17 protein-coding genes and 1 riboswitch are annotated in these 22359 nt (G+C 71.2%); of the genes, 13 read left to right on the top strand and 4 right to left on the bottom strand.

The window, feature by feature from the left end; translation table 11 throughout:
- Positions 1–13 precede the first annotated feature (13 nt).
- Entirely contained in the window at positions 14–265 is a 252-nt protein-coding gene (locus tag ETAA1_RS02505; protein WP_145234017.1) for a hypothetical protein, read from the top strand.
- Positions 262–612, top strand: a complete 351-nt coding sequence (locus ETAA1_RS02500; protein WP_145234015.1) for a type II toxin-antitoxin system PemK/MazF family toxin — start codon at positions 262–264, stop codon at positions 610–612. The genes ETAA1_RS02505 and ETAA1_RS02500 overlap by 4 nt, the downstream gene beginning before the upstream one ends.
- A gap of 48 nt (positions 613–660) precedes the next feature.
- Here the strand turns inward: ETAA1_RS02500 and ETAA1_RS02495 are convergent, their stop codons facing one another.
- Entirely contained in the window at positions 661–2985 is a 2325-nt protein-coding gene (locus ETAA1_RS02495) for a tetratricopeptide repeat protein (RefSeq protein ID WP_202920610.1), read from the bottom strand.
- 116 nt (positions 2986–3101) lie between these two features.
- On the opposite strand from ETAA1_RS02495, the gene ETAA1_RS02490 reads away from it, so the two are divergent.
- From ETAA1_RS02490 to ETAA1_RS31405, 3 genes are all read left to right on the top strand, one after another.
- Positions 3102–4358: a hypothetical protein gene (locus ETAA1_RS02490; protein ID WP_145234012.1), complete on the top strand. Its 1257-nt coding sequence runs from the start codon at positions 3102–3104 to the stop codon at positions 4356–4358.
- Between the two features lie 110 nt (positions 4359–4468).
- Positions 4469–6517, top strand: coding sequence for a gluzincin family metallopeptidase (locus ETAA1_RS02485; protein WP_145234010.1), 2049 nt, complete (start codon positions 4469–4471; stop codon positions 6515–6517).
- Entirely contained in the window at positions 6514–8082 is a 1569-nt protein-coding gene (locus ETAA1_RS31405; RefSeq protein WP_202920609.1) for a ComEC/Rec2 family competence protein, read from the top strand. Before ETAA1_RS02485 ends, ETAA1_RS31405 begins: the two co-directional genes overlap by 4 nt.
- Positions 8083–8234: 152 nt before the next feature.
- Here the strand turns inward: ETAA1_RS31405 and ahcY are convergent, their stop codons facing one another.
- Positions 8235–9659 (bottom strand): adenosylhomocysteinase, encoded by a 1425-nt coding sequence (gene ahcY / locus ETAA1_RS02475; RefSeq protein ID WP_145234008.1) that lies wholly within the window; start codon positions 9657–9659, stop codon positions 8235–8237.
- Between the two features lie 18 nt (positions 9660–9677).
- Positions 9678–9766, bottom strand: a riboswitch (S-adenosyl-L-homocysteine riboswitch).
- A 325-nt stretch (positions 9767–10091) separates the two neighbouring features.
- Between ahcY and ettA the strand changes: the two genes are divergently transcribed.
- The 4 genes from ettA (at position 10092) to ETAA1_RS02455 (ending at position 15802) form a co-directional block, all read left to right on the top strand.
- Positions 10092–11759 carry an energy-dependent translational throttle protein EttA gene (gene ettA, locus ETAA1_RS02470; protein WP_145234006.1) on the top strand — a complete coding sequence of 556 codons (1668 nt, stop codon included), beginning with the start codon at positions 10092–10094 and terminating at the stop codon, positions 11757–11759.
- Positions 11760–11850: 91 nt separating this feature from the next.
- Complete coding sequence (locus tag ETAA1_RS02465; protein WP_145234004.1) at positions 11851–12252, top strand: four helix bundle protein; 402 nt, start codon at positions 11851–11853, stop codon at positions 12250–12252.
- A 61-nt stretch (positions 12253–12313) separates the two neighbouring features.
- Positions 12314–13015: an ABC transporter ATP-binding protein gene (locus ETAA1_RS02460; RefSeq protein ID WP_145234002.1), complete on the top strand. Its 702-nt coding sequence runs from the start codon at positions 12314–12316 to the stop codon at positions 13013–13015.
- A 90-nt stretch (positions 13016–13105) separates the two neighbouring features.
- Complete coding sequence (locus tag ETAA1_RS02455; RefSeq protein WP_145234000.1) at positions 13106–15802, top strand: FtsX-like permease family protein; 2697 nt, start codon at positions 13106–13108, stop codon at positions 15800–15802.
- Positions 15803–15951: 149 nt separating this feature from the next.
- Here the strand turns inward: ETAA1_RS02455 and rho are convergent, their stop codons facing one another.
- Complete coding sequence (rho, locus tag ETAA1_RS02450) at positions 15952–17073, bottom strand: transcription termination factor Rho (RefSeq protein ID WP_145233998.1); 1122 nt, start codon at positions 17071–17073, stop codon at positions 15952–15954.
- Between the two features lie 278 nt (positions 17074–17351).
- Here rho and ETAA1_RS02445 point away from each other — a divergent pair, with 278 nt between their 5' ends.
- Complete coding sequence (locus ETAA1_RS02445; RefSeq protein WP_145233997.1) at positions 17352–18701, top strand: DUF1501 domain-containing protein; 1350 nt, start codon at positions 17352–17354, stop codon at positions 18699–18701.
- A gap of 53 nt (positions 18702–18754) precedes the next feature.
- Positions 18755–19522 carry a DUF433 domain-containing protein gene (locus tag ETAA1_RS02440; RefSeq protein WP_145233995.1) on the top strand — a complete coding sequence of 256 codons (768 nt, stop codon included), beginning with the start codon at positions 18755–18757 and terminating at the stop codon, positions 19520–19522.
- A gap of 34 nt (positions 19523–19556) precedes the next feature.
- Here ETAA1_RS02440 and ETAA1_RS02435 read toward each other — a convergent pair whose 3' ends face one another.
- On the bottom strand, positions 19557–20951 hold the full coding sequence (locus ETAA1_RS02435) for a transposase (RefSeq protein ID WP_145233609.1): 1395 nt from the start codon (positions 20949–20951) through the stop codon (positions 19557–19559).
- 162 nt (positions 20952–21113) lie between these two features.
- Between ETAA1_RS02435 and ETAA1_RS31400 the strand changes: the two genes are divergently transcribed.
- Both ETAA1_RS31400 and ETAA1_RS02430 read left to right on the top strand, forming a co-directional pair.
- Positions 21114–21359 (top strand): hypothetical protein, encoded by a 246-nt coding sequence (locus ETAA1_RS31400; protein WP_202920258.1) that lies wholly within the window; start codon positions 21114–21116, stop codon positions 21357–21359.
- Complete coding sequence (locus ETAA1_RS02430) at positions 21359–22318, top strand: ISAzo13 family transposase (protein WP_202920608.1); 960 nt, start codon at positions 21359–21361, stop codon at positions 22316–22318. Before ETAA1_RS31400 ends, ETAA1_RS02430 begins: the two co-directional genes overlap by 1 nt.
- Positions 22319–22359 lie beyond the last annotated feature (41 nt).

The following is a 22359-nucleotide window of genomic DNA, read 5'->3' as shown; positions in this document are numbered from 1 at the left end:
AACGGGTGCGATCATGATCGAACTGACGGACCAGCAACTCGGGGCGTTGGAGGCGTCGCCCGCCGAGCCGCCGCTCGTCACGAACCCGCGGACCCGCGAGACGTTCGTGCTGCTGCGGGTGGCCGACTACGAGCGGCTCGCCCGGCACGACTACGACGACAGCCCGTGGACCCGCGAGGAGTTGGAGGCGGCCGCCTGGGAGGCCGGGAAGTCCATCGGCTGGGAGGGGATGGACGAGTACGACCGGCTGCCGGAGAAGCCATGACCCGCGGGGATGTTGTCCTCGTGCGCTTCCCGCACCCCTCCGGCGGCCGCGGCAAGCGGCGGCCCGCCGTCGTCGTGCAGGCCGACGCCTACGCCGCCGTCGTGGCGACGGTCGTGGTCGCCGAAATCACCAGCAACCCGAGCCTGGCGACCGACCCCGCCTGCCTGTTCATCGACGTGACCACCCCCGACGGGAACGCGACCGGACTCGCGCATAATTCCGTCGTGTCGTGCCTGGCGCTGGCGACCGTCTACCGCGACTCGATCGACCAGACGCTCGGCTCGCTCTCGGTGAAGCTGGCGTCCCGGCTCGACGACTGCCTCAAAGCGGCACTGGGCGTGACTTAACGACCCCGGCCTCGGTGCCGGGCCCACGTCGTCCAGAACTGCGGTCGGTCACCGGCCGGTGACCGCCGCCACGTCGAACACGTACACGGCGCCGTCGCGGCAGCCGGCGAACAGCAGCCCGTCGCGCACCACCGGCCGGCCGAACAGGCTGGCGTGGGCGTAGTGCAATTTCGGCAGCGCCGCCGCCACCGCCGCTGGCGACTCCCCGAACCCGAACCGCCACGCCGGGCCGTCGCCCGCCGGCACCCACGCCAGCGAACTCCCCGCGTACAGGTAGCCGCCCGCCAGCGGCAGCAGGTACTGATACCCGCCGCCGACCGGGTGGTACGGCGCCAGCGCCTGCTCCCGCAACAGCCGACTGCCGTCGCGCGCCCACACCTGCACGAGCGCCGAGTCGCGGCGGTACGTCACCACGGCCAGCGTGCGGGCGTCGCCGGCCAGCAGGTACGACGGCGTCGCCGGGGCCGGGATGCGCACCCGCACCGGCACCAGGTTCTCGTCCAACTCGTATACGCCGCCGGCGCCGAAGCCGAGTGGCGGCCCCCACGGCGACACGTACAGCCGCCACGCCTCCAGCCCGCCCACCCGCGCCGGAAACTCCTTCACCGCGTCGCCGTCCAGCACCCTCACCGCGCCGCGGTTGAGCGGTCGGTACCACTTCCCCTGCCACCGCACCGGCGCGCCGTCGTACCCGGTCCCACGCAGGAACGCCGCCGGCGCCCCCTTCGGGCCGGCCTCGGCCGGCAGCTCCTGCGTCTTGGGGCTCCCGAAGAAGTGCGCCTTCACCGCGGTCGTCGCGCTCAGCCCGGACGACGACGCCGGCAGCTCCGTCCGGGCCACGGCGAGGGTGTGAACGTCGACCGCCAGCGCGGCCCCGGCCACGGTCGCGGCGAAGACCGTGTCGCCGGTCGTCGCCACGTCGGAGTACAGGTCGTGGCCGGTGGCGATCCGCTTCAGCAGGCCGTTCCGCTCCCGCAGCTGCGGCGACGAATCGCGGCCGGTCAGCTCCAGCTGCCGGCAGCGCGCCCCGATCTCGTCGAACGGCCGGTCGGCGGCGCGGCACACGTCGGCCATCACCGCCCACGCCGCGGTGCGCTCGGGGTCGAGCTTCAGCACTTCGTCCAGCACGACCCGCGCCTCCTCGGTGCGGCCCAGGTCGTGGAGGCAGCGCGCCCGCAGCACGCGGCGGTCGCCGTCGTCCGGCCCGCGGCGCAGCACCACGTCCCACGGGATGGCGCGGACGCTCTCGAACCCGCACACCACCAGCGCCCCGTCCACCAGCCGCGGGAAGGTCAGGTACTTCCGCGTCGGCGTCAGCTTCGACACGAGCTTGCCGGTGTCGGGCTCCAGGAGGTACAGCGAGCCCTCGCCGCCGACCGCGAGGACGAGCCCGCCGACCAGGCCGACGGCGTTCCAGTTGCGCTCCGGCGTCGCGCCGCCGCCGAGCGGTTCGCCGCCGGGCCGGTACGCGCCGCGCGGCAGGGCGTACCGCCACTTCACGGCGCCGGTCTGCCCGTCGAGGCGGGTCACCTCGCCCTTGCTACCCGGCTCGCCGACGAGTGCCACGATGTCGTTGCCGAGCCAGAACGGGGCGTTGCCCGACGACGACGGGTGCTCGAACGTCCAGTCGGGCTCCGCGGCGCGGAGCGGCTTCGCCGTGACCCACGTGCCGAACCGGCCGCCGCCGCCGCCGCCGACGCCGAGGACGCGCCGCTCGTCGGGCGACAGGCGGGCCGCGACGGGGTCGAACTCGGCGGGGCGGTTGCGGTCCACGTCCCAGGCGGGGAGCTTTTCGTCCGGGCCTTCGAGCCGCCCCGTGTTCGGCTGCGGGCGGTGGAGGCGGCCGTCGATCAGCAGCGCGTCGAACCGGCTCGGCCGCTTCGGGAGCGGCACGTCGGCCTCGGTGGCGCCGGTGTCGGGGTTCAGCTTGAACAGCCGCTCGCGCCACACGTACACCGCGTCGGTGCGGTCGTCGAGCGTCACGTCGTTGTGGCCGGGCGCCCGCCGCGTCCACAGGCGCTTGCCGGTGACGGCGTCGAACCCGGTGTAGAGCGTGTCGAAGTCGTAGACGCCGGTGCGGTCGTCGAGCCGGGGGCCGCTCGCCGGGCCGGCGATCGGGTACGGCTCGGCCAGGCGCGAGGCGTGGCTGGTGAGAACGACGTGTTTGCGGCCGACGTGGGCGACGGGGACGGTGACGCCGTCGAAGGCGACCGCCCAGCGGGCGAGCGGCGCGGCCGGTGTGGCGGCGTCGAGCAGCGCGAGCGCCTCGAACGGCCGGCCGACGGCGTGGAGCGTGGCGGCGCGGGCGAGCGCCTCGTCGGCGCGGGCGGTTGCGGGGAGCGCGACCAGGAGCAGCGCGAGAGGGGTTCTCATGCGCCCCAGCATACCCGCGGCGGCCGCCGCGGTGCGTCACGCGGGTGTAACGGCGCCGGCGTTTGACACCGGCCGGTGGCGCCGGTACGCTCGCCGGAACCACCCCGGAGGCGGCCATGCTCACACGACGGACGTTCCTCGGCGCCGCCGGCGCCGCCCCTTTCGCGGTCGCCGCCCAGGAGCCGGCGCGGCGCACCCGGCTCGCCGTCGTCACCACCGAGTGGCGCGACCGCTCCCACGCCTGGCACATGGCCGAGCGGTTCATCGCCGGCTACCCCGTCCGCGGCCGCTGGCACCGCCCCGCCGTCGACGTCGTCAGCGCCTACGTCGATCAGTTCCCGCAGAACGACCTCAGCCGCGGCCGCGCGAAGGAGGCCGGGTTCACGATCTACCCCAGCGTCGCCGCCGCGCTCCGCCGCGGCACCGACCGCCTGGCCGTGGACGCGGTCCTCATCATCGGCGAGCACGGCACGTACCCCGACAACGAGTTCGGCCAGAAGAAGTACCCGCGCTACGAGTTCTTCAAGCAGGTCGCCGACGTGTTCCGCAAGGACGGCGCGGCGCGGCCGGTGTTCAACGACAAGCACCTGTCGTGGAACTGGGACTGGGCCAAGGAGATGGTGGACACCGCGAAGGAGCTGCGGATCCCGTTCCTGGCCGGCTCGTCGCTGCCGGTGACGTTCCGGATGCCGGCGATCGAGCTGCCGCTGGGGGCGGCGGTCGAGGAACTGATGTGCGTCGCGTTCGGCGGCGTGGACAGCTACGACTTCCACGCCCTCGAAGTGATCCAGTGCATGGCCGAGCGCCGCAAGGGCGGCGAGACGGGCGTCCGCGCCGTGCAGGCGCTCCGCGGCGAGGCCGTGTGGAAGGCGCAGGCGGCGGGGACCTGGGCGGCCGGCGGGTGGGACGCGGCGCTGTTCGAGGCGTGCCTGTGCCGCAGCCAGACGCTCGCCCAGCCGCCGACGTACAGCCACCGCTACCCGACGGCGGCCCAGGTGCGCGAGTGGGTGCGAAACCCGGTCGCGTACCGGATCGAGTACGCCGACGGAACGAAGGCCACGATGCTGCTGCTGAACGGCCTGGTGACGGACTTCACGTTCGCGGCGAAGCTGGCGGGGCGGGCGGAGCCGCTGTCGGTGCTGTTCTACCTGCCGCCGGTGCCGAACGTGGTGTACTCGGCGGCGCTGATGGCGCAGGCCGAGGAGACGTTCCGCACCGGGGTGCCGCCGTACCCGGTGGAGCGGACGCTGCTGACGACGGGGCTGGTGGCGGCCGGGTGCCGGTCGCTGGCGCAGGACGGCCGGCGGCTGGAGACGCCGCACCTCGCGGTGCGGTACGACCCGCCGCGCGAGTCGCGCTTCTGGCGGGACTGACGACCGACGCCGGGGGCGGCGGTCTGAGTCGAATTCCCGTTCGGCCGTCGACGGCTGCCGGCGGCCGTGTTATAACGGCGGCACCAATCCCCGTCACCGACGCGCGCCCAATGGACTCCATCCCCGCCCCGCGGTACCGCCACCTCCGCGGCTACGCCATCGACCCCAGCCTCAGCACCGCCCTGCTGACGATGACGGTCAACGAACTCACCTACAAGGTCGCGTGGGAGGAGCTCGACCGCCGGCCGCGCGAGGCCGGCGCCTCGTACCCCGCCGGCGAGTACCTCGAGGTGATCGACTACGACCCGGCCAGCGAGCGGTTCTACGAGCCGGTCAACCTCGACCACCCGCACCTGCTCGCCCAGAACGGCCTCCCCCCCGCCGTCGGCAACCCGCAGTTCCACCAGCAGTTCGTCTACGCCGTGGTGATGACCACGATCGCCAACTTCGAGAAGGCGCTCGGCCGGAAGGTCATCTGGGCCGAGAACATCCCGGCCGGCACGAAGGCGCCGGACGGGGCGAAGACGAAGAAGCCGCGCGACCGCAAGGAGCTGGACTTCCGCTTCGTCCGCCGGCTGCGCGTCTACCCGCACGCGCTGCGGCAGGCCAACGCCTTCTACGACCCGTACCGCAAGGCGCTGCTGTTCGGGTACTTCACCGCCGCCCCGGCCGACCCGCGCGGGCAGCTCCCGGGCGCCACCGTGTTCACCTGCCTGAGCCACGACATCATCGCCCACGAGACGACGCACGCCATCCTCGACGGCATCCACCGCCGGTACATCGAGGCCACCAACCCGGACACCCGCGCCTTCCACGAGGCGTTCGCCGACCTCGTCGCCCTGTTCCAGCACTTCTCCTTCCCCGAGGTGCTGCGGCACCAGATCGCCCAGACGCGCGGCGACCTGACGCGGCAGAACCTCCTCGGCCAGCTGGCCCAGCAGTTCGGCCGGGCCGTCGGCGGGTACGGCAGCCTCCGCGACGCCATCGGCACGCTCAGCCCCGACGGCAAGACGTGGGCGCCGCGGGAGCCCGACCCCGCCGCCTACGCCCGGACGACCGAGTGCCACGACCGCGGGGCGCTGCTCGTGGCCGCCGTGTTCGAGGCCTTCCTGAACATCTACCGGGAGCGCGTCCAGAAGCTCCTCCGCATCGCCACCGGCGGCACCGGCAAGCTCCCCGAGGGCGACCTCCACCCCGACCTGGTGGACGAGATGACCCGGACCGCGGCGAAGGTGGCCGGCAACGTCCAGCGCATCTGCATCCGCGCCCTCGACTACTGCCCGCCGTTCGACCTCACGTTCGGCGACTACCTCCGCGCCCTCGTCACCGCCGACTTCGATATGGTGGCCGACGACGTGTACGGCTACCGGGTGGCGTTCGCCGAGGCGTTCCAGCGCCGCGGCCTCACGCCCGGCCTCCGCAGCACCGCCGTCGAAGACCTCCTCCACCCGCTGTACCCCGTCGCCCTGACCGAGGCCCAGGCGGCGGACGTCGTCACCTTCCTCCGCGAGTTGAAGGAGCAGGTGGGCTACCAGACCGACCGCGAGCAGGCCTACGAGCAGACGCGGGCGCTGATCCGCGGGGCGGACGGGTTCCACCGGCTGCTCGAGTCGCTGTTCCGGGCGGGCGGCTCCGACGGCCCGTTCACCCGCCTCACCGGCCTCATGTTCCCCCCCGGCCGGGAGAAGTCGGAGGCGCTGGGGCTGGAGTTCAAGTACCCGACGTCCACGGCCGCCACCTACGCCATCGGCGGCGTCGCCCTCGCCAACCGGGTCACGCCCGACGACACCATCGTCAACCACGTCGTGGTCACGCTCGTGCAGAAGCGCGGGGTGCGGTTCGACGTGGACGACAAGAACAAGACCGTGGCCGTGAAGGACTTCTTCGTGCCGGACAAGACGCCGGCCGCGAAGTGGGGGCGGCACAGCACCGTCTTCCGCGGCGGCTGCACGCTCGTGTTCGACCTGGACACGCTGAAGCTGCGGTACGCCGTCAGCAAGAGCATCGACGACCGCGCCCGGATGGTGGAGCAGTACAAGTTCGAGAGCGGCATGCTCGGCGGCGAGGCCGAGACGTACTTCGCCGCGAACACGCTCGCCAACCTGGCCGGGCCGTTCGCCTTCACCCACGCCCACGGCACCGCCCGGAGGCCGGAATGAGCCGCACCCCGCCCGTGGACGCCGTGGCCGTGCGCATGTACCGGCACGGGTTCGGCGACTGCTTCCTGCTGCGGTTCTTCGCCGCCGACAAGCCGGTGTTCGCCGTCCTCGTGGACTGCGGCATCAAGCTGAACACCAAGTCGAAGACCGTGCCGATCGAGGCCGTGGTGGACGACCTGCGGAAGACGCTCGCCCCGGCCGGCGGCGGCCGGCCGCGGATCGACGTGCTGGTGGCCACGCACGAGCACTGGGACCACGTCGCCTACTTCCACCCGACCAAGAGCCCGGTCTCGTTCGCCGACTTCGACATCGGCCGGGTCTGGCTGGCGTGGACCGAGGACCCGGACGACGACGAGGCGAAGGCGATCAACGCGCGGCTGCGGGACGGGGCGGCGGCGCTGCAGGTGGCGGCCGGGAAGCTCGGCCCGGCGGCGGCCGAGGACGCCGCCCGCCTCCAGGGGCTGGCCCTCCGCGGCCGGGCGCTCGCCGCGCGGAAGCAGTTCGTGGCCGACGTGGCGAACGTGCTCGGCTTCTACGGCCTGGCCGCCGCGAAGCCCGGGCCGAAGGACAAGGCGAAGCCGAAGAAGCCGGGCAAGGCCACGAGCGAGAGCGGCATCCGGTACAAGCCGGACGGCAAGATCAGCGTGGACACCGAGGAGGCGATGACCAACGTCGTCGCCCTCGGCGCGAAGGGCGGCGTGACGTACCACGAGCCGGGGACGACGGTGGACCCGCGCGAGCTGCCGGCCGGCGTGAACGTGTACGTGCTGGGGCCGCCGCGGTCGTCGAGGATTAACAAGTCCGACCCGTCGGAGAAGAACCCCGAGACGTACCTGGCCATCAACCACACCGGCCTGACCGGGTTCGTGAACGGCCTGCTGGAGATGGGCCGCAAGGGCGGCACGCCGGCGCCGGACCGGCGCGGGCCGTTCGCCCCGGGCGTGGGCGTCACCGCCGACGAGGCCGAGGCGCACCCGTACTTGAAGCGCTACTTCGACCCGAAGGTCGCGTACCGGCGGGTGGACAACTGCTGGCTCGACGCCGTCGGCCCGTTCGCGCTGCAGCTGGACGGCGCGGTGAACAACACCAGCCTGGTGCTGGCGTTCGAGATCGAGGCGACCGGCAGTGTGCTGCTGTTCCCCGGCGACGCGCAGGTCGGCAGCTGGCTTGCCTGGCACGACATGACGTGGACCGTCCGCCGCGACGGCCGGACGGAGACGGTGACGGCCGAGCAGCTGCTGAACAACACGGTGCTGTACAAGGTGAGCCACCACGGCAGCCACAACGCCACGCTGCGGGCGAAGGGGCTGGAGCTGATGACGCACCCGGAGCTGGTGGCGCTGATCCCGGAGAAGGAGAAGTCGTACAGCGGCATCCTCTACCAGCCGCTGGTGGACCGCCTGCGCGAGCAGTGCAAGGGGCGCGTGGTGGTGTCGGCCGACAAGGACTACCCGCCGGAGGCGATCGAGACGTCGCGGCCGCCGGAGCTGTCGAAGGCCGAGTGGGAGGCGTTCAAGAAGAACCTGACGGTCGGCAAGCTGTGGGTGGAGTACACGGTGCGGTAGGCGGCGGGCCCGAACCGCGATTCGACCGAATGGACTTTTTTATGAGTCGGTGACATGTTGCCGGGAATCGACCCCCACCGGCCGGAAACAAGAATTGTGGTGCGAACGACCGCGACCCCGGGGGTGGAACGCCCCCAGGGCCGCGGGTGGGATCAATACCGGTAGTGGTCCGTCTTGTACGGGCCTTCCAGCGGCACGTGGATGTACGCCGCCTGCTCCGGCGTCAGCTCCGTCAGCTGCACGTTCAGCGTCTTCAGCTGCAGCCGGGCCACGTGCTCGTCCAGCTTCTTCGGCAGCACGTACACGCCCACCGGGTACTTGGCGTTGTGCTGCCACAGCTCGATCTGGGCGAGCGTCTGGTTGGCGAACGACGAGCTCATCACGTACGACGGGTGGCCGGTGCCGCAGCCGAGGTTCACCAGCCGGCCCTTCGCCAGCAGGATGATCCGCTTGCCGTCCGGGAAGATCACGTGATCGACCTGCGGCTTGATCTCCTCCCACCGGTAGTCTTCCAGCGACGACACGTCGATCTCGTTGTCGAAGTGGCCGATGTTGCACACGATGGCGTTGTTCTTCATCGCCTTCATGTGGTCGTGCGTGATGACCCGGAAGTTGCCCGTCGTCGTCACGAAGATGTCGGCCTTGTCCGCGGCGAACTCCATCGTCACGACGCGGTAGCCCTCCATCGCCGCCTGCAGGGCGCAGATCGGGTCGATCTCGGTCACCCACACCTGGGCGGAGAGCGCCCGCAGCGCCTGGGCCGAGCCCTTGCCCACGTCGCCGTACCCGGCCACGACCGCCACCTTGCCGGCGATCATCACGTCGGTGGCGCGCTTGATGCCGTCCACCAGCGACTCGCGGCAGCCGTACAGGTTGTCGAACTTGCTCTTGGTGACGCTGTCGTTCACGTTGATGGCCGGGAACTTCAGCTCGCCCCGCTTGTGCATCTGGTACAGGCGGTGGACGCCGGTCGTCGTCTCCTCGGTGACGCCCTTCACGGCCGCGAGCCGCTCCGAGTACCAGCCCGGCTGCGCGGCGACCCGCTTCTTGATGGCGGCGAACAGGACGCGCTCCTCCTCGCTGCCCGGCTTGTCGAGGACGTGGATGTCCTTCTCGGCGCGGGCGCCGAGGTGGAGCAGCAGGGTGGCGTCGCCGCCGTCGTCGAGGATCATGTTCGAGAAGCCGCCGTCGGCCCACTCGAAGATGCGGTGGGTGTAGTCCCAGTACTCGGCGAGGGTCTCGCCCTTGTAGGCGAAGACCGGGATGCCGGCGGCGGCTATGGCGGCGGCGGCGTGGTCCTGGGTGCTGAAGATGTTGCACGACGCCCAGCGGACCTCGGCCCCGAGCGCCTGCAGCGTCTCGATGAGGACGGCCGTCTGGATGGTCATGTGGAGTGAGCCGGTGATGCGGGCGCCCTTGAGCGGCTGCCGCGAGGCGTACTCCTCGCGGATGGCCATGAGGCCGGGCATCTCGGTCTCGGCGATGGCGATCTCGCGGCGGCCCCAGCCGGCGAGCGAGATGTCGGCGACGTGGTAGTCGCTGAAGGTGGCGGCGGGCTTGGCGGTGGCGGTGCTCACGTTCAGAGTCTCCTGACTGATGAACGGGCGCCGTTGCACGGTAGTAATCCGCCCCAGCGAGCCTGGCAGGGGCGCCCGTGCGCCCCGTCGCAGCGCCCCTCGGAGGGGTGGTTCGGACTTCGTCGGCTCTAGGCAGACCTCGGAGGCAGGGCGGCCGAATCGCGTGGCGGACCCACCGATAAAGAATAGTCACCGGTGGAGGTCGGCGTCCAGTCCGTTCGGCGGGTCGGGGCGTGCCTGCGAATGTCGGCCAGCCGTTCGGCCGGGGCGCAAGCCGTGTCGGGGAGTAGACATTCCACGGGGCTTGCGCCCCGGCCGAACGGCTGATCGCTCCGACCCGCCGGCAACGCCGGGGGCGGGGGTGTGCCTTCCGGGGTCGCGCGCCGCCCGTACAATTCCCGAACGGGTTCCGTCGGCACCGCAGGGGATGTCATGGGCGAGAAGTACGTCTTCAACATCGAGAAGCTCACCAAGCACTACGGCAAGCGCGAGGTGCTCAAGGACATCAACCTCAACTTCTACCCCGGCGCCAAGATCGGCGTCATCGGGTCCAACGGCGCCGGCAAGTCCACGCTCCTGAAGATCATGGCCGGCGCCGACAAGGAGTTCATGGGCGAGGCGTGGGCCGACAAGGGCGCCACCATCGGCTACGTCCCGCAGGAGCCGCACCTCACGCCGGGCAAGACCGTCCTGGAAAACGTCGAGGAGGCCGTCGCCCCGATCCGCGCGCTGCTGGCCCGGCAGGAGGCCATCGGCACCGCCATGGGCGAGCCCGACGCCGACTTCGAGAAGCTGTCCGACGAGATGGAGCGCGTGCAGGCGCAGATCGACGCCACCAACGCCTACGAGCTCGACCGCACGCTCGAACTGGCGATGGACGCCATGCGGCTGCCGCCGCCGGACGCGCCCGTCGAGCGCCTCTCCGGCGGCGAGCGGCGGCGGGTGGCCTTGTGCAAAACGCTCCTGCAACGGCATGATCTGCTGCTGCTCGACGAACCCACCAACCACCTCGACGCCGAGAGCGTCGAGTGGCTCGAACACCACCTGGAGAGTTACCCCGGGGCCGTCGTCGCGGTGACCCACGACCGCTACTTCCTCGACAACGTCGCGAAGTGGATTCTGGAGCTCGACAACGGCCGGGGTTACCCGTGGAGCGGGAACTACAGCGGCTGGCTCGACCAGAAGCGCCGCCGGCTGGCGGTGGAGGAGAAGCAGGAGAGCGCCAAGCAGAAGATGCTGGCCCGCGAGCTGGAGTGGGCCAAGAGCTCGCCCCGCGCCCGCATGGCCAAGAGCAAGGCCCGCCTGGCGGCGATCGACAAGATGCAGGAGCAGGTGATCGACGACGACGAGCGGGAGCTGACGATCCAGATTCCCGCCGGCCCGCCGCTGGGCGACCTGGTGGTGCGGGCCGAGGGCGTGCAGAAGGGGTACGGCGACATCCTGCTGTACGACGACCTGACGTTCAACCTGCCGAAGGGCGGCATCGTCGGCGTCATCGGCCCGAACGGCGCCGGCAAGACGACGCTGTTCCGCATGATCGTCGGCCAGGAGACGCCGGACGGCGGCAAGCTCACGGTCGGCCCGACGGTGAAGGTGGCCTACGTGGACCAGAACCGCGACGCGCTGGTGGCCACGAACAGCATCTTCGAGGAGGTGACCGGCGGCACCGACTACATCATGCTGGGCAAGCAGAAGGTGGCGAGCCGGGCGTACTGCGCGAAGTTCAACTTCCGCGGCCCGGACCAGCAGAAGCTGGTGGGCAGCTGCTCCGGCGGCGAGCGGAACCGCATCCACCTGGCGAAGCTGCTCCGCAGCGGCGGCAACCTGCTGCTGCTCGACGAGCCGACGAACGACCTGGACGTGGACACGCTGCGGGCGCTGGAGGAGGCGCTGATCAACTTCGGCGGGTGCGCGGTGGTCATCAGCCACGACCGGTGGTTCCTGGACCGCATCGCGACGCACATCCTGGCGTTCGAGGGCGACAGCAAGGTGGTGTGGTGCGAGGGGAACTTCCAGGTGTACGAGGAGCAGAAGCGCGCGCGCCTCGGCGACGCCGCCGACCACCCGACGCGGATCAAGTACCGGAAGCTGCACGGGTGAGGTCGTCAATCGTCATTGGTCATTCGTCATTCGGGTGGGTGATTCGACGGAGGTTGACGTTCGAGAGCCGACGACGTGAGAGGGCACGGCCGTGTCGACCAAGCGGTTTCAAGACCTGACCGTGTACCAGGTCGCCGAGCAGCTGGCCGACGAGTTGTGGTCGATCGTGGGGGGGTGGCCGCTGCTGGCGCGGGACACGGTCGGCAAGCAGATGGTGCGTGCGGCCGACAGCGTCGGGGCGAACATCGCCGAGGGCTCGGGCCGCGGGAGCTACCAGGACAACCGCCGGTTCGTGCGGATCGCCCGCGGGTCGCTGTACGAAACGCAACACTGGCTCCGCCGGGCGTTCAAGCGTAAGCTCCTCGCCCCGGAGCAGGTCGAGCGGGTTCAGCTTTTGGTCGAGCGGCTCGCCCCGCTCCTGAACGGCTACCTCCGCTCGATCGGCCAAACCAACCCGAGCGCCGACGCCCCCCCGCCGGATACGCCGGAATAGCGCCGGCCGAATGACGAATGACGAATGACGAATGACGAATGACGAATGACGAGGGACAAGGATGCTCGAACTCATCGACGCCACCAAGACCTACGTCCAGGGCCGCCGCACGGTGAACGCCGTGCGCGGCGTCAGCCTGCAAATCACCGGCGGCGAGTTCGTCACCATCATGGGGCCGTCCGGGTCCGGCAAGTCCACGCTGATGCACCTCATGGGCGCCCTCGACACGCCGAGTACCGGCCGCGCCGTCTTCCAGGGGCAAGACCTGCAAACCATGTCCGACCGGCAGCGCTCGCTGCTGCGGCGCGACCGCATCGGCTTCGTGTTCCAGGCGTTCAACCTGCTGCCCACGCTCACCGGCGCCGAGAACGTCGCGCTGCCGCTGCTGCTGGGGGGCATGGCCCGCCGCGCCGCGCTCGACCGCGGTCGGGAGTGCCTGACGAAGGTGAACATGGGCCACCGCGCCGACCACTTCCCCGACGAGATGAGCGGCGGCGAGATGCAGCGCGTCGCGGTGGCGCGGGCGCTCGTGGCCGACCCCGAGGCGGTGCTCTGCGACGAACCCACCGGCAACCTCGACACCGCCACCAGCCGGGAAATCCTGTCGCTGCTCGCGGCGCTGCCGGAACCGGGGCGGCGGGCCGTCGTCATGGTCACGCACGACCCCAGCGCCGCGGCCTACGGCACCCGCCTGGTGCAGATCCGCGACGGGCTCGTGGAAGCGGACGGACCGGTTTGTGGGACTGAGGGCCGGGGGGACTGAGGGACGCAGGGAGAAAGACATCCCTACGCTTCTCGGTCCCTGTGTCCCTGTGTCCCGCCGTCCCACAGTCCCACAGTCCCACAGTCCCCAATGACCGTCTACCGGCTCCTCGCCCTGCGGTACGCCCTCCACCGGTGGGACCGCGCCGCCCTCGTCGTCGCGAGCATCGCCCTCGGCGTCGCGGCGCTCGTGTCGGCCCGCGCCCTGAACCAGTGCGTCGAGACGGCCGCCCGCGAGACCAAGAGCCCGCTCGCCGTCGCCGACCTGTCCGTCTCCAACGGCGAGGCGCTCGTCCCCCACAAGCTCGCCGAGGCCATCCGCCGCGCCGCCGTGCCGGGCGTGAGGGCGGTGTCCCCCATCGTCTACGACCGCATCACCCTGCCGCAGCTCGACGACCGCGTCGCCGTGCTGGTCGGCGTCGAGATTTCCGCGCAGCTGCTGCAACCGGACAACGCCCTGAAGGTGACGGTGAAGCCGACCGGCGAGGGGCCGCTCCTGCACCTCTTTCCCGTGTGGCAGGCGGTGCAGGACGGCAACTTCTCGGCCGTGCCCGCGCTGTGGGACCGCGTGCCGGGCAAGCTCGTGATGGTGACGAAGCCCGTGTACGACGCCTGGCGCGCGACCGCCGGGCCGGGCAAGCCGCTGGTGCTGAAGTACGCCGGCCGCGAGACCGAGTGCCTGCCGATCGGTGTGCTGGAGTTCGCGGCCGACTCGCCGCTGGCCAGCCTCGGGGCGAACTTCGTCGGCATGGAGGTCGGCCAGGCCGCCGGCGTGCTGCGGCCCCAGCCGCCGTTCGCCGCGGTGCTGGGGGCCGCCGGCGTCCCCGCCGCCGCCGACTGGGAGCGCCTCGTTCCCACGCGGGTGAACCGCCTGGATTTGTTCCTCGAACCCGGCGCCGACCGCGACCAGGTGGCGGCGGACGTGGGCCGCGTCGTCGGAAACCCGGGCGCGGTGCGCACGCCGGACGCGCAGCAGCGGGCGACGCAGGAGATCATTTCGGGCCTGCAAATCGGCTTCCTCGTGTGCAGCGCCGGGGCGATGATCGTCGGCCTGTTCCTCGTCTACAACGCGATGGCCGTGACCGTCGCGGAGCGCCGCACGGACATCGGCATCCTCCGCGCCGTGGGCGCCACGCGGCTCCAGGTGGTGCTGCTGTTCTCGGCGGCCGGCGCCATCCTCGGCGTCGCCGGCGCCGCGCTCGGCATCCCGCTCGGCGCGCTGATGGCCGACTTCGCCCTCACCCGCGTCGCCGGCGAGATGTCGGCGATGTTCCTGAACCCCGACGTGGACGCCACCCGCGTCACGCCCGCCACCGTGGCGCTGGCGATGCTGGCGGGCGTGGGCACCGCCGTGTTCGCCGCGCTGGTACCGGCGGTCCAGGCCGCGGCCGACGACCCCGCCGACGCGGCGCGGCGGACCGTGTCCGGCGCGAAGGGCGGCTGGCGCGTCCTCCACCGCGCCACCTGCGCCGCGCTCGTCGGGGGCGGCCTCACCGCGGTCGTGTTCCGCCACGAACTGCCCGCGCGCGTCGGCTCCGTCGGCGGGATGCTGGTCGCGCTCGTGGGGCTGCTGCTGGCGGCGCCGATCGTCGTCGGCATTCTCGCGGCGCTGGTGCGGCCGATCGTTCGCGCCACCTGCGGCGTGTCGGTGCGGCTGGCGTTCGACAACCTGACGCGCGCCCCGGGCCGCACCGGCGTCGTGGTCGGGGCGCTCGGCGCCGGCGTCGCCCTGATGGTGCAGACGGCCGGCGTCGGCCGGAGCAACGAGGAGCCGGTGGTGGAGTGGATCACGTCGGTGGTGCAGGCCGAGCACTTCGTGTTCAGCGGCAACATGACGAGCGCCAGCAGCTCGAACTCGCCGATGGCGCTGGGCGTGGCCCGCGACCTGAAGGCGCTGCCGGGCGTGGACCGCGTCATGACCATCCGCTACGCCCGGCCCGAGTACAACGGCACGGTCGTGTACCTGATCGCCGTGGACTGCGCCGAGTACGCCCGCGGCACCCGCGACCGCGTGCCCGAGGGGCTGCCCGAGCTGGAGAAGGTGCTGGCGCTGCCGGGCACCGACGACGCGCTGGTGTCGGACAATTTTGCGCTGCGGCACGGGGTGAAGGTCGGCGACGTGATCGAACTGCCCGGCCCGCGCGGCCCGGTGCACATCCGGGTGGTGGGCACGATCCGCGACTACTCGTGGAGCCGCGGGTCGCTCATCATGGACCGGGCCAGCTACGCCCGCCTGTTCGGCGACGACCTGATCGACATCTGCCACGTCTTCCTGAAGCCCGGCGCGAGCGCGAGGCCGGTCGAGCAGTACGCCGCGCGGTACGGCCTGTTCGCCACCGACCGCGAGGCGCTGCGGCAGTTCCTGAGCGAGCTGATCAACCGCGTCTACCTGCTGGCGTACATCCAGCAGGTGGTGGTGGGCCTGGTCGCGGCGCTCGGCGTGGTGACGGCGCTGCTCATCTCGGTGCTGCAGCGCAAGCGCGAGCTCGGGCTGCTGCTGGCGGTCGGGGCGACGCCGGCGCAGGTGTTGCGGACGGTGCTGGCGGAAGCGGTGCTGATGGGCGTGTTCGGCACGGCGCTGGGACTGCTGATCGGCCTGCCGATGGAGTGGTACGTGGTGCGGGTGGTGCTGACGGAGGAGACGGGCTTCGTGCTGGACGTGGTGGTGCCGTGGCGGGAGGCGTTCCTGATCGCCGGCGGTGCGCTGCTGACGGCGACGCTGGCGGGCCTGCTGCCGGCATGGCACGCGGTCCGCACCCGCATCCCGGACGCGATCCAGTGGGAATGATGGAGCACCGGAAAGTCCCGGCAACCGGAGTTTAGACCGGATAACAGGATGAACGGGATACCGAGCCAAGCCCCGAGCCGTGGTCCTGGTTCGGTATCCCGTTCATCCTGTTATCCGGTCTAAAAATGTCTTCGTGACCCGGCGCCCGGTCACTTCACGAACTTGCCGACGTTGTGCAAGAACTCGTCGTTCGTCTTCGTCTTCGTCAACTGCTTCACCAGCCCCTCCATCGCGTCCTGCGGCTTCAGCGACATCAGCCCCCGCCGCAAGAGCGTGATCCGCTCCAGCATCTCCGCCGGCAGCAGTCGCTCCTCCTTACGCGTGCCCGAGGCGCCCAGGTCGATCGCCGGGTAGATGCGCCGCTCGGCGAGCTGGCGGTTCAGCACCAGCTCCATGTTGCCCGTCCCCTTGAACTCCTGGAAGATCACGTCGTCCATCCGGCTGCCGGTCTCGATCAGCGCCGTGCCGAGGATGGTCAGGGTGCCGCCCTCGTCGAACGCGCGGGCGCTGCCGAACAGCCGCTTCGGCACGTCCAGCGCCTTCGCGTCCACGCCGCCGCTCATCGTCCGCCCGCTGCCGGTCTGCTTGTTGTACGCCCGCGCCAGCCGCGTCAGGCTGTCCAGCAGCACGAACACGTCGCGGCCGCGCTCCACCAGCCGCTTCGCCCGCTCCACCACCAGCTGCGCCAGGCGGATGTGCGTGACCGTGTCGTTGTCCGAGCTCGACGCCACCACCTCGCCCTTGATGCTGCGGCGCATCTCGGTCACTTCCTCCGGCCGCTCGTCCACCAGCAGCACGATCAGGTGCATGTCCGGGTGGTTGGCCACGACCGCCTGCGCGATGTGGGAGAGGAGTACCGTCTTGCCGGTCCGCGGCGGGGCGACGATGAGGCCGCGCTGGCCCATGCCGATCGGCGTGAACAGGTCCATCACGCGGGTCGTCAGCGGCTCCGGGCCGGTCTCCAGGCGGATCCACTTGGTGGGATCGACGGGGGTGAGTTCGTCCCACGCCCGGCGGCGGTACGTGGCGGGGTCGCCGCCCTCGATCTGCTCGACGGTGGCGAGGCGCGGGCCGGAGGCGCCCTTGCGGGCGGGCTCGACCGGGCCGCCGAGCGCGACGCCCTCGGCGAGGCGGAACTTGGAAATGAGTTGCCCGGAGACGTAGGCGTCGTTGGGGGTGGGAACGTAGTTGCGGGCCGGGTTCCGGAGGAACCCGTACCCCTTCGGGTGGAGCTCAAGAACTCCTTGAGCCATCGGCCGCGGTTCGGACATTCGGTACCCTATCGGGCGGCCGTTGCGAGGCCGCGGAGCACGCGGAAAGAGCCGGCGGGAGCGACGGGAAGGGGCCGGGCGGGCGTGTTGGGAACTATCGTAACCCGCGGCCGCCGCAAAGGCGAGAGGGAATGTAACGGCGAGCCGGGGGCCGACGCCCCCGGCTCGCCACCCGTTTTGCGCTTGCCCCCGGCCGCGCCCGCTGGCACACTCAACTCTGTCCGCCGTCCCGCCGCCGCCGCCCCGCCCGGGGCCGAGTCCACTCGACAGGGTGCGTCATGTTCCGCGTCGTGGGTGGGTGCGCCACCGACTGCTCCGGCGTCACCCGCCGGCACTTCGTGCAAGCCGGCGCCCTCGGCGGGTTCGGCCTCGCCGGGCTCCTGCAAGCGCGCGCCGCGCAGGCCCCCGCCCGCCGCGCCGACACCAGTGTCATCCTGTTCTGGATGAGCGGCGGCCCCGGCCACATGGAGACGTGGGACCCGAAGCCCGACGCCGTGGCCCAGTTCCGCGGCCCGTTCGGCGCCGTGCGCACGGCCGTGCCCGGCACCCTGTTCGGCGAACTGCTGCCGAACCACGCGCGGATCGCCGACAAGCTGTCGGTCGTGCGCAGCGTCTCGCACGGGTCGGGCGACCACACCAAGGCGAACCACTGGATGCTGACCGGGTTCGAGGGGCCGGCGTTCAACGCCCCGGACTTCATGAGCCAGAAGCGGCCGAGCATGGGGAGCGCCGCGGCGAAGCTGCGCGGCGCCAACCGCCCCGGGATGCCGGCCTACGCCGCCGTGCCGCACCTGCGCGGCGGCACCGACAACTTCTTCCACTACGCCGCGTACCTCGGCCGGGCCAGTAACCCGTTCGTCGCCGAGTCGGACCCGAACCTGCCCGACTTCCGCGTCCGCAACCTGACGCTGCCCCGCGACCTGCCGTTCGCCCGCCTCGACGACCGCCGCGGCCTCGTGGACTCGCTCGACGCCGCCCGCCGCACCGCCGACCGCACCCCGGACGGCGACCCGTTCCGCCAGCAGGCGTTCTCGCTGCTGACGAGCCCCGCCGCGGCGACGGCGTTCAACATCGGCGCCGAACCGGTGAAGGTCCGCGACGCCTACGGCCGCCACACCTACGGCCAGAGCGCGCTGCTGGCCCGCCGGCTGGTGGAAGCCGGGGTGACGTTCGTGACGGTGAACTGCGTGCCGTGGGACCACCACGCGACGGCCGGCCGGCACAGCACGACGGAGGGCGGCAAGCTGTTCATCCCGCCGTTCGACCGGGCCCTGGCGGCGCTGGTGACGGACCTCCACGAGCGCGGCCTGAGCGAGCGGGTGCTGGTGGTGGCGATGGGCGAGTTCGGGCGGACGCCGCGGATGAACGCGGAGGGCGGCCGCGACCACTGGGGGAACGTGTTCAGCGTGCTGTTCGCCGGCGGCGGCCTGAAGATGGGTCGGCTGGTGGGCCGGAGCACGTCGAAGGGCGAGTACGTGGCCGACCGCCCGACGACGCCGCAGGACGTGACGGCGACGGTGTTCCACCACCTGGGCGTGACCGCGCGGGAGGTGTGGTTCCCGGACACCGAGCGCCGCCCGGTGCCGCTGGTGGAGCACGGCGAGCCGATCCGCGAGCTGGTGGGCTGACCGCGGCGCTTGACCGCGGCGCTTGTCCGCGCCGCGCCGGCGATGTATTGTGAATGTCGCTCGGGCTCATCCGCCCAGCCCACCCCGCGAGCAACCCGGTGACGCAGCGAACCCCAACCCGGTACCCCCTGCGCGACGGGGCCGACCCCGCCGCAGCGGGCGTGTATGGGGTCTCGGAAGCGGCTGGCTACCTCCACCTGCCGGCCCGCACCGTCCGGGACTGGGCCTTCGGCCGCGAGTACCCGACGGGCGGCGGCCGGGCGCGCTCGGTCGCCCTCATCGAGCCCGCCGACCCGAACGGCCGACGGCTGTCGTTCCTGAATCTCGTCGAGATTCACATCATCGCGTCGCTGCGCCGGGTCCACCGCGTCAAGGCGCAGCCGGTCCGCCGGGCCATCGCGTACCTGAAGAAGGAGTTCGGCTCTCGCCGCCCACTACTCGACCACCACATGCTGACCGACGGCACCAGCCTGTTCGTCGAGCGGTATGGGAGTTTGGTCAGCGTCTCGGAGGCCGGACAGTTGCACATCCGGGAATGCCTGGAGGCCCACCTCCAGCGCGTCGAGTGGGACGAGAACCACCACCCGATCCGCTTGTACCCGTTCACCCACCCCGGGACGACGACCGCACCGCGGTTCGTGGCGATCAACCCGCGGGTGCGCATGGGGCAGCCGTGCATCGCCGGCACCGGGGTCCCGACCGCGATCATCGCGCAGCGACACGCCGCGGGGGATTCCGTCGCGGGGCTGGCGGCCGACTATGGGCGATCGGCGGAAGAAGTCGAAGAAGCCATCCGGTACGAACGCCGAGCGGCGGCTTAGGATCTGGCCCACCAGGCCATTCACGGTGTGAGACTCACGGATTCCGGCTGACTTTCGCCTGACGGGTCTTCTTCCCCTCGTCGAGCAACCGGGCCGTGGAAACATGTGGGCTCTTGTCCTTGATCCGTCGGGTCGCCGTCCTCGTCGGCTTCCGGGGCGGCGCTTTCTTGATCCTCCCAAGGTCGACCTTGCCCGCCCACTCGCGGAGGTGGCCGGCCAACTCCGGGCTGGGCATCGGACCGAACGCCTCCCATTCCGACGCGGGCAGGGCGATCATCATCCCCGCGTACACCATCGCCCACTCCAGCGCCAGGTAATACCCCGACACCTCCTCCTGCACCTTCTTCTCACCATGCACCGCCCGCAGGGCCGCCTTCAGTACGGCCAGCACGTTGTACGCGGCCACCGCCACGCAGAACCCGAACAGCGCGGCCCTGGGGTACCCCAGGGTGTTCACCTCACAGTTCAAGGCGACTGTCAACTCGTGGAAGGCCCCCTCGATCTTCCACCGCTTGAGGTAGATCTCGGCCACCTTCTTGGCCGGCACCTTCGCCGGCAGGTTGGTCAGGATCTCCACCTCCGCGTCCCCGTCCGCGGTCGGCGCCCGCAGCCGCACCCGCACCTGCCGCAGGCGCACCAACCGCGCCCCACCCCAGCAGACCCAGACCCGCCGCTCGCCCACCCAGCCCCGGTCCGTCGCGACCTCGGCCCCGTACCCGGCTTCGGCCTCGACGCTCAGGTTCCCGTGGCGTCGGATGACGACGTAGGCCCGCCGGGCGGCCACCTCACACAGGAACTCCGCCGTGCAGAAGTTGCGGTCCGCGACCCACACGTCCCGCTCCCGCACCAGCGGCACAATCTGGTCGATCAGCGCCCGCTCCTGGGTGTGGGCGTCCTCGCACGGGACGATGTCGGTGACCAGCATCAGGGCCGGGTCGAGCACGACCAAACTCTGCCCGGGCAAGGGGCCGGCGGTGTGCCCCCGGGTGACGCCCAGCCGCCGCTGGGTGGCGGCCAGGTGGTTGCCGTCGAGGACCCGCACCCGGTAGCCCGGCAGCAGGCTCTTGCACCCCCCGCCCAGCGCGGTGATCAGCCCCTCGCACCGGCCCGACACGTGCGCGACCAGCCCCGCGGACACGCCCGTCTCGATGTTCCGGAGCTTGTCGTAGACGCACTTGAGGGTGACCGGGACGCGGTCCCGCAGGTGCCGGTAGGCGGCCTGGACGTGGAGGGCCTTGCCGCCGACCACCAGGGTCATCAGATCGACCGTCGTGGAGAACAGCAACTCCCGGGTGTACCCGCGCTCGGCGGTCCGGTCGAACAGCGCGTCGAGGGCCGAGGCCGAGAGGGCGTGCTCGATGGTCGCCCGGGACATCACGCTGAGCGGGCTCTCCTCTAGGAACCGCTCGAAGACCCCACCGAACAGCATGGGCGCGCCCTCTCCCTGGCTTGGCCAAGTCCCTGCCAGCGGACGGCTTACGACCGGGATGCGTCACCGTGAATGGCCTGGATCTGGCCCACTTCAAGTTCCCGGTTTCGTTGATGGCGGGTAGAATCTCGGGCCTGGCGAACGCGATTTCGGGAGGCGGGCATGGACGCCTATCCGGCGGAAGTCGAGGCGATGATGAAGCGGCTGGCGGGCTGGTTGTCCGAGAAGGACCGCCGCCGGTACGCCGCCGTCGAAGCGGCGAAACTCGGGCACGGCGGCGTCGAATACATCGCCCGCCTGCTGGCCTGCGATCCGAAGACCATCCGACAAGGCCTGCAGGATCTGGAACAACCCGACGACCCGGCCGACGGCCGGGTCCGAAAAAAGGGGGCGGACGTCGCCCGCTGATGGCGGCCCGACCGTCCCTCGGCGACAACCTCCGGCACCTGCTCCCGGAGTTCACCGCCGGGGACCCGATGCGGGACGGCGTACTCTGGACCAACCTGTCGCTGCGGGAACTGTCGCGGCGGTTGGCGGCGATGGGCACCCCGGCCGGTCGCCGGACGATCCGGCGGGCGTTGCGGGCCCTCCAGATCGGCCGCCGGACGGCCCGCAAGAAGAAGTCGATGGGCCACCACCCCGACCGGAACGCCCAGTTCGAGAACATCGCGGACCTCCGGCGGGGGTACGAGGCGGCCGGCGACCCGGTGATCAGCGTGGGCACGAAGAAGAAGGAACTGCTGGGGAACTTCCACCGCGGCGGGGAGACGTATACGTCCCAGACGGTGGAGACCTTCGACCACGACTTCCCCCGGGCCGGGTCCGGCAAGCTGATCCCCCACGGCATCTTCGACGTGGCCCGCAACCACGCGTCCATCCACCTCAACACGTCGCACGACACCGGCGAACTGTGCTGCGACAGCATCGCGCTGTGGTGGCACGAGCACGGCCGTGCCGCCTACCCGGACGCGAAGCGGTTATTGATCCTGTGCGACGGCGGCGGCAGCAACAGTGCCACCCAGTACCTGTTCCAGGAGGACCTGCAACGCCTGGCGGACCGACTGGCGATCGAACTCCGGGTGGCCCATTACCCGCCGTACTGCTCGAAGCACAATCCGATCGAGCACAAGGTGTTCCCGCACATCACGCGGGCGTGTCGGGGCGTGATCTTCCACACCGTGGAGGTCGCCCGGCAATTCATCGCCCGGGCGAGGACGGACGCCGGCCTGCGGGTGACCGTGAGCCTACTGGACAAGGTGTACGCCACCGGTCGGAAGTACGTCGAAGGGTTCCGGACGAGCATGAAGATCGCCTTCGACGACTACCTCCCGAAATGGAACTACCGAGCCCTACCCCAAACCGCATGAATTCGGGAAGTAGTTGAGGACCAGATCCTAAGCCGCAAGCG

Source organism: Urbifossiella limnaea (assembly GCF_007747215.1).
GTDB lineage: Bacteria > Planctomycetota > Planctomycetia > Gemmatales > Gemmataceae > Urbifossiella > Urbifossiella limnaea.
The sequence above is the reverse complement of the archived record's forward strand: the minus strand, read 5'-3'. Positions and strand labels throughout refer to the sequence as shown.